The organism is Alkalibacterium indicireducens, assembly GCF_039522005.1.
Classification (GTDB): domain Bacteria; phylum Bacillota; class Bacilli; order Lactobacillales; family Carnobacteriaceae_A; genus Alkalibacterium; species Alkalibacterium indicireducens.
Window position 1 is genome coordinate 1 of record NZ_BAAADA010000129.1, and the last position, 8381, is coordinate 8381.

General features: G+C 45.4%; 5 protein-coding genes. All 5 read left to right on the forward strand.

The annotated features are described in order from the left end of the window. The first annotated feature begins 249 nt into the window (after nt 1-249). The 5 genes from glpK to mnmG all read left to right on the forward strand — a co-directional run bounded on the left by glpK (nt 250) and on the right by mnmG (nt 8005). On the forward strand, nt 250-1755 hold the full coding sequence (gene glpK / locus ABFX15_RS07860; RefSeq protein WP_346024911.1) for a glycerol kinase GlpK: 1506 nt from the start codon (nt 250-252) through the stop codon (nt 1753-1755). Between the two features lie 23 nt (nt 1756-1778). Then, the gene (glpO, locus tag ABFX15_RS07865; RefSeq protein WP_346024912.1) at nt 1779-3614 is read left to right on the forward strand and encodes a type 1 glycerol-3-phosphate oxidase; all 1836 of its coding nucleotides are present in this window, start codon (nt 1779-1781) and stop codon (nt 3612-3614) included. After that, nucleotides 3615-4331: an MIP/aquaporin family protein gene (locus tag ABFX15_RS07870; RefSeq protein ID WP_346024913.1), complete on the forward strand. Its 717-nt coding sequence runs from the start codon at nt 3615-3617 to the stop codon at nt 4329-4331. A gap of 332 nt (nt 4332-4663) precedes the next feature. Beyond that, nucleotides 4664-6052: a tRNA uridine-5-carboxymethylaminomethyl(34) synthesis GTPase MnmE gene (mnmE, locus tag ABFX15_RS07875; protein ID WP_428830620.1), complete on the forward strand. Its 1389-nt coding sequence runs from the start codon at nt 4664-4666 to the stop codon at nt 6050-6052. A gap of 57 nt (nt 6053-6109) precedes the next feature. Continuing rightward, nucleotides 6110-8005 carry a tRNA uridine-5-carboxymethylaminomethyl(34) synthesis enzyme MnmG gene (mnmG, locus tag ABFX15_RS07880; protein ID WP_346024914.1) on the forward strand — a complete coding sequence of 632 codons (1896 nt, stop codon included), beginning with the start codon at nt 6110-6112 and terminating at the stop codon, nt 8003-8005. Nucleotides 8006-8381: the final 376 nt, after the last annotated feature.

Genomic DNA, 8381 nt, shown 5'->3' on the forward strand with positions numbered 1-8381 from the left:
GCGGCATAATAATCGGTACCAAGTCAATGACACCAAGGGTCAAAGGCTATTTTTTAACTGCAAAACTTGAGATATTAAGATATGAATAGGGTTAATACTGCTTGTGTTATAGTGCTCTCACCGAAAAACTTTCAAAAAATTCGAAAATTCAAAAAAAGCTGACATTTTTAACTGAAGAAAAACGGTTACAATAAAAACGTAAAGAAAACGGTTACTAAAAACCGATGATAAAATAGGAGGAATAAACCAATGTCAGATAATCAGTACATTATGTCCATAGATCAAGGAACAACGAGTTCACGAGCAATTATTTATGATAAACAGTTAAACACGATCGGAAGTTCTCAAAAAGAAATTACTCAAATTTTTCCTGAAAGCGGTTGGGTAGAACATAATCCTAATGAAATCTGGAATTCAGTCCAGTCTGTCATTGCCGGCGCATTTATTGAATCCGGTGTCAAACCTCAGGAAATCGCAGGAATCGGGATTACTAACCAGCGTGAAACAACAATCGTCTGGGACAAAGAGACAGGACGGCCGATTTATAACGCAGTTGTCTGGCAGTCTCGTCAGTCAGCGCCTATCGCTGCAAAACTTTACGAGGCCGGGCATTCAGAAATGATTCACGAAAAAACGGGTCTGATCATTGACTCTTACTTCTCAGCGACGAAGATTCGCTGGATTCTTGACCATGTTGAAGGAGCTCAGGAACGAGCTGAAAATGGCGAATTACTGTTTGGAACAGTCGACACTTGGCTGGTATGGAAACTGACCGGGGGAGAATCGTTCGTAACAGATTATTCAAACGCCAGCCGCACGATGCTGTATAACATTCACAAACTGGAATGGGATCAGGAAATTCTGGACTTATTGAATATTCCACGTGCCATGATGCCCGAAGTTAGATCAAACTCGGAAATCTACGGAAACACAGCGAACTATCACTTCTATGGAGCTAACACACCTATTTCAGGGATGGCGGGAGACCAGCAGGCAGCATTATTTGGTCAGATGGCCTTTGAGCCGGGCATGGTCAAAAACACATATGGCACAGGTTCATTCATCGTCATGAACACAGGTGAAGAACCACAGTTGTCAGAAAATAACCTGCTGACTACGATAGGGTACGGTATCAATGGCAAGATCTATTATGCTCTGGAAGGAAGTATCTTTGTAGCTGGTTCATCTGTTCAGTGGCTGCGTGACGGACTGAAAATGATCGAGAATTCGTCTGATTCGGAAGCATTAGCTAAGAAATCTAAAAATGATAATGAAGTCTTCGTTGTTCCAGCCTTTACAGGTCTGGGTGCACCCTATTGGGATTCAGATGCTCGAGGATCTGTTTTCGGCTTGACACGAGGGACGACTAGAGAAGATTTCGTAAAAGCGACGCTGCAGTCTATTGCTTATCAGGCTCGTGATGTTATTGACACGATGAATAAAGACGCGGGAATCGACATTCCTCTCCTTAAAGTGGACGGTGGAGCAGCTAATAACGACTGGCTGCTGCAGTTCCAGGCAGATATCCTTGGAACTAAAGTGCAGCGGGCGCATAATCTGGAAACGACTGCACTTGGAGCTGCTTATCTTGCGGGTCTGGCTGTCGGTTACTGGGAAAGCATGGATGAAATAAAGAGTATGTACGAAGAAGGTGGCATGTTCGAACCGCAGATGCCTGAAGAAGAACGTCAGAAGCTTTACAAGAACTGGAAACTGGCAGTTAAAGCGACACAAGTCTTCAAGCCTGAAGAGTAGGACTAGCGTAGGAGGAAAAGAGTATGGTTTTCTCTCTTGAAAGAAGAAAACAAGATATAAACGTATTAAAAGAAGAAACATTGGATGTACTGATCATTGGTGGCGGGATCACGGGTGCTGGGTCTGCTTTGCAGGCCAGTGCTTCGGGTCTGAAAACAGGCCTGGTCGAGATGCAGGATTTTGCAGAAGGGACGTCTTCGCGCTCAACTAAACTCGTTCACGGCGGTCTGCGTTATTTGAAGAACTTTGATGTGGAAGTCGTAGCTGACACGGTTCAGGAACGGGCCGTGGTTCAGGGCATCGCTCCTCATATTCCAAAAGCGGACCCGATGATCTTACCCGTTTATGATGAGCCGGATTCAACGTTCTCCATGTTCTCTCTTAAAGTTGCCATGGATTTGTATGACCAGCTGGCTGGTGTGACTGGAACTGATTTTGCGAACTATACACTGACAAAAGAAGAAGTTCTGGAACGCGAACCGCAGCTGAACAGTGAAGGACTTTTAGGTGCCGGGGTCTATCTGGATTACCGGAACAATGATGCTCGCCTAGTAATAGAGAATATCAAGCGGGCAGCTGAAGACGGCGGACACATGGTCAGTCGCATGAAAGTAGTTGGAATCTTACATGATGACAACGGACGAGCTTCTGGAGCAGAAGTGGAAGACTTATTGACGGGTGAAACGATCAGAATCAATGCCCGTGTTGTCATGAATACGACCGGACCGTGGTCGGACACGATTCGTCAGATGGACGACAAGATCGATACGGCGCCTCAGATGCGTCCGACAAAAGGGGTTCATCTGGTCGTAGACAATAAGAAACTATTCGTTCCCCAGCCGACGTATTTCGATACAGGAAAACAGGACGGAAGAATGGTCTTCGTGATTCCTCGTGAGGAAAAAACGTATTTCGGGACGACTGATACTGACTATAAAGGTGACCTTTCAAATCCTACGGTGGAGCAGGAAGACGTTGATTACCTGCTGGACATCATCAATACAAGGTACCCGTCAGCAGATATTACGTTGAACGATATCGAGTCCAGCTGGGCCGGCTTGCGTCCATTGATTGCGGCAAATGGCGGGTCTGACTATAACGGGCAGAACAATCAGCTCATTACGGACGAAAGTCTTGATGATGTACTGTCCATCGTGGAGAAGTATCAGCAGGGAAGCGTTGAACGATATGAAGTCGCGGATGTACTGAAAAATATTAAAACAGCCAATGCGGAATCAGACACGAATCCTTCCACCCTTTCACGCGGCAGTTCGCTTGAGATCGATGAAGATGGACTGATTACCGTAGCCGGCGGGAAAATTACGGATTACCGTAAAATGGCCCTTGGAGCGGTTAAAGCAACAATCGATGTGCTGGAAAGAGACTTCAATCTGACTTACGAACTGATCGATTCGGCTCATTATCCAGTTTCTGGTGGAGACATCGATCCAGCTAAAGTCGACGAGGAGACAGAAGCTCTGGCTCAGTCTGGTGTTGAAAAAGGATTAACTGAATCTGAAGCAAGATACTTGGCTAATCTGTATGGATCAAACACTCCGGCGGTCTATGATTTACTTGAAGAAGTTGATCAGGTAGAGGGACTTACTCTCGCAGATACGCTCAGTCTGCATTACGCCATGCGTGAAGAAATGGCGCTGACCCCGAGCGATTTCCTGATCCGTCGAACAAATCACATGCTGTTTATGCGTGACACCTTAGACAGCATAATCGAACCTGTCATTTCTGAGATGGCTCGCTATAATGACTGGTCCGATGAAGTAAGACAACAGTACACGGAAGAGCTTGAAAAAGCAGTTGCTGAATCTGATTTGAAAACATTAAAGGGAGACGTGGATTAAATGACAGGGCAAACATTAACACTTTTCAGTGAATTTTTAGGAACAATGTTTCTGATTCTACTTGGTAATGGAGTTGTAGCGGCTGTTAGCTTGAAAAAAAGTAAAGCAGAAGGCGCTGGATGGGTAGCCATCACGATGGGGTGGGGGGCTGCTGTAACACTGGCGGTATACATCGCCGGTTTTATGGGTCCCGCTCATTTAAATCCTGCCGTGACACTTGGATTTGCAATAACTGGAGACTTGGCATGGGGAATGGTCATTCCTTTTATTCTGGCTCAGGTAGCTGGTGCAATTTTGGGATCAGTGCTAGTATGGTTGACATATCTGGCTCACTATAAAGAAACAACAGATCCGGGTGCAATTTTGGGAACGTTTGCGACTGGCGCAGAAATCCGAGACAACATATCTAATGTAATGTCTGAGGCTATTGGCACATTTGTTTTAGTGTTCGCTTTACTGGCTTTCGGTCAAAATGTCTTTACAGAAGGACTGAACCCACTAGTCGTTGGGGTGCTGATTCTGTCAATTGGACTATCATTAGGTGGCTCGACCGGATATGCGATCAACCCGGCACGTGATCTGGGCCCTAGAATTGCGCACCAGATTCTCCCACTGGCAAACAAAGGTGACTCTAAGTGGGAATATGCCTGGGTGCCAATTGTTGCACCAATGCTCGGCGCAGTAGCAGCAGCATTGCTGTATCTGGTCATCGTATAATCTGAGACACTAAATAAATACTTTACGCCTGACGGAACAACGATCGAGTTGTCGATGTCAGGCGTTTTTTCTGTATTGAAGAAGATGATGAAGTCAGAGTATGAAATGAATAGCTGCTATGTAAAAAAAACGTCACAAATACTAATAAAAAATAAGTATAAAAGTTGACAAACGGCATCATACCTTATATGATTTAAGATGTCGAAATAATTAAAAGAACGAATCAAGGTTAAGCAGTGAAAGTGCTTTTCCGCTCAGAGTAGCAGTCTATGCTGAATTGGAGTGGATCAGGCGCTTTTTTTTGTGAATAAATAAGGGGAAGGATAGATAGTATGGCTATAGAATTTGATACGATTGCGGCAATTTCTACCCCACCTGGAGAAGGCGGGATTGGGATCGTCCGAATCAGTGGAGATGAAGCGCTGGAGATTGCAGACAGGATCTATCAGCTTGGCAGCAAGAATCTGAAGGAACAGGCGTCGCATACGATTCATTACGGCCGAGTCGTCAATCCTAAAACAGCTGAACCAATCGATGAAGTTATGGTGTCGATCATGCGGGCACCCAAGACCTATACAAGAGAAGATGTTGTTGAAATAAATACGCATGGGGGTATCGTCTCCGTCAATAAAGTTCTGGAAACCGTATTGAGCAACGGGGCGCGTCTGGCAGAGCCGGGAGAATTCACTAAACGGGCCTTCTTGAATGGCCGGATCGACCTCTCACAGGCTGAAGCCGTGATGGATGTCATCCGTGCCAAGACTGACAAGGCTATGCATATGGCCGTCACTCAACTGGACGGAAACCTGTCCCGGCTGATCAGAAACTTGAGGCAGGAAATTCTTAATACATTAGCTCAGGTGGAAGTCAATATCGACTATCCTGAATACGATGATGTAGAAGAAATGACCTCCAAGCTGCTGGTCGAGAAAGCAGCACAGGTCAAAGCGCAGGTCGAATCTCTACTGGAAACAGCGAGTCAGGGAAAGATATTGAGAGAAGGTCTGGCTACCGCAATCATCGGGCGACCTAACGTCGGGAAATCAAGTCTGTTGAATGTCCTGCTTAAAGAAGAGAAGGCAATTGTTACTGAAATCGCCGGAACGACGCGAGACGTCATAGAAGAATATGTCAGTGTTAAAGGCGTACCACTACGATTGATTGATACAGCCGGTATTCGCGAAACAGAAGATATTGTTGAGCGCATCGGTGTGGAGCGAAGCCGTAAAGCATTGAGCGATGCGGATCTCGTTTTGCTGGTGTTCAACCAAAACGAACCACTGACGCCAGAAGACAAGCTGCTGCTTGAAGCCACTGAAGGGCACCACCGGATCATTATTTTAAATAAAATGGATCTTGAGAATAAGCTGGATCTGAATGAGCTGAAAACGCTGGTCGATCCGTCCAATATCGTCTACACGTCCATAGTGACGCAGGCAGGACTGACCGAGCTGGAAGGCAAGATAGCGGATCTCTTCTTTGCCGGAAACACCGGTGAGAAGGATGCGACATATGTATCGAATATCCGCCATATCGCTCTTTTGAATGATACGATCGAAGCATTTGATGATGTCATCGAAGGCATCGAAACAGGGATGCCGGTGGATCTGGTACAGATCGATATGACGCGTGCATGGGATCTGCTCGGTGAAATCACTGGAGACAGCGTACAGGACGAGCTGATCACTCAGCTCTTCAGCCAGTTCTGTTTAGGAAAATAACGACTAACTAAATTGACATGAATTTAAAAAGACTGATAAATAGAAAGGAATCATGCGATGCAAACTTACGAAGCAGGACACTACGATGTCGTTGTTGTTGGTGCTGGACATGCAGGATCTGAAGCTGCGCTAGCCTCCGCTCGAATGGGTGCCAGAACTCTACTGATCACCATCAATCTGGATATGGTTGCCCATATGCCTTGTAACCCATCAATCGGTGGACCGGCAAAAGGAATCGTAGTAAGAGAAATCGATGCCCTCGGTGGCGAAATGGGACGCAACACGGATAAGACCTATATTCAGATGCGTATGCTCAATACTGCAAAAGGTCCAGCCGTCCGAGCACTTAGAGCCCAATCCGATAAATATCTGTACTCTAACGAAATGAAGAAAACCATCGAACGGACACCTAACCTTGACTTGAAGCAAGGGATCGTCGATGAACTGATTGTCGAAAATGATGTGATCAAAGGTGTGAAGACCAATGCTGGAGCGATTTATCGTTCGGATGCTGTGGTACTCACTGCCGGAACGTCTTCACGTGGGGAAATCATTATTGGTGAACTGAAATACTCATCAGGTCCGAACAACACACAGCCTTCCGTCAAGCTATCTGAAAATCTGCTTGAGCTTGGCTTTGAACTGGACCGTTTTAAAACCGGTACGCCACCGCGTATCCACAAGTCATCGATCGACTACACGGTAACAGAAGAACAGCCTGGAGATGCTGAGCCGAACCATTTCAGCTTTGAAACACCTGACGAAGATTATCTTAAGGAACAGGTCTCTTGCTGGCTGACTTATACTAGTACCGTGTCTCATGACATCATCCGAGAAAATCTTCACCGCGCACCAATGTTCACTGGTATCGTTGAAGGAGTAGGCGCCCGTTACTGCCCGTCCATTGAAGACAAAGTGGTCCGTTTCAGTGACAAGCCGCGCCATCAGCTTTTCCTGGAACCGGAAGGCGCAAACACGGATGAAATTTACGTTCAAGGTCTGTCCTCTTCTCTTCCAGAAGATGTGCAGCTGGCCGTGCTGCGTTCCGTCGAAGGGCTAGAGAATGCTCAGATGATGCGTACCGGTTATGCCATTGAGTACGATGTCATCAAACCATATCAATTGCGTCCATCTCTTGAAACTAAGCGCATCAGCGGCCTGTTTACTGCCGGCCAGATGAATGGAACATCTGGATACGAAGAAGCTGGTGGACAAGGTCTGATTGCCGGTATCAATGCAGCTCGTCTGGTAAAAGGTGAAGAAGCCTACGTACCTAAGCGTAATGAAGCTTATATTGGAGTTATGATCGATGATCTGGTCACTAAAGGAACTAATGAGCCATATCGTCTGTTGACTTCACGCGCAGAATACCGTCTGCTTTTACGTCATGACAACGCTGATTTCCGACTGTCTGAAAAAGGATACGAACTCGGGCTGCTAAGCAAAGAACGCTACGAGGCCTTCATGCTGAAGAAAAAACAGACTGAAAATGAATTGGCTCGTCTGAAAACGATACGTGTAAAACCGAGCGAAGTGGCAGACCACCTTGAAGAAAAAGGTGAACCACAGCTCAAAGACGGCATGCTGGTCTACGACTTCCTGAAACGTCCTTATGTTAAATATGATGACATTCTCAGCTTTGCTCCGACTGAAGAGGCACTGCCGAAACACGTCAAAGAACAAGTTGAAATTTTCATCAAGTACGAAGGCTATATCAATAAAGCGATCCGAAAAGCGGATAAAGTTAAGCGAATGGAAAACAAACGTATTCCAGAAGGCATTGACTACACAGCGATCAATGGCCTCGCCACTGAAGCTAAAGAAAAGCTGACGAAAATTCAACCTGAAACGATTGCCCAAGCCAGTCGTATCAGTGGTGTGAATCCTTCAGACATCTCTATTCTGATGGTCTACGTCGAACAAGGGGACATCCAGAAGGTCAACGCCTCATAATAAAATAATAAAAAAACACATTCTCCGGACATGATTCGTCAAACGAATTAGACCTGTTCGGGAGAATGTGTTTTTTAGTTGATAGACCGACTAACAAAGGTGGATCAGATTGTCGATAAATGAATTTGAGTTAGTAGTATACTAAGTGAGTCGTTCGTTCTAATCTTGCCAAGAACAAATCTGAAGATGAAAAGACGCTTCAGAAACTATAAACTATATTTGGAAAAGTATTGATTGCTGGATTTTATCTTAGAACATATTAGGTCAGAACATTGTCCGGTGCAGTCTGTCAATATATTCTTACGTTTGAATTTACCCAAAATTTTATGATTTCCTGAACGGTGACAAAAGCCCGAGGTATACACATGTGGAAAAC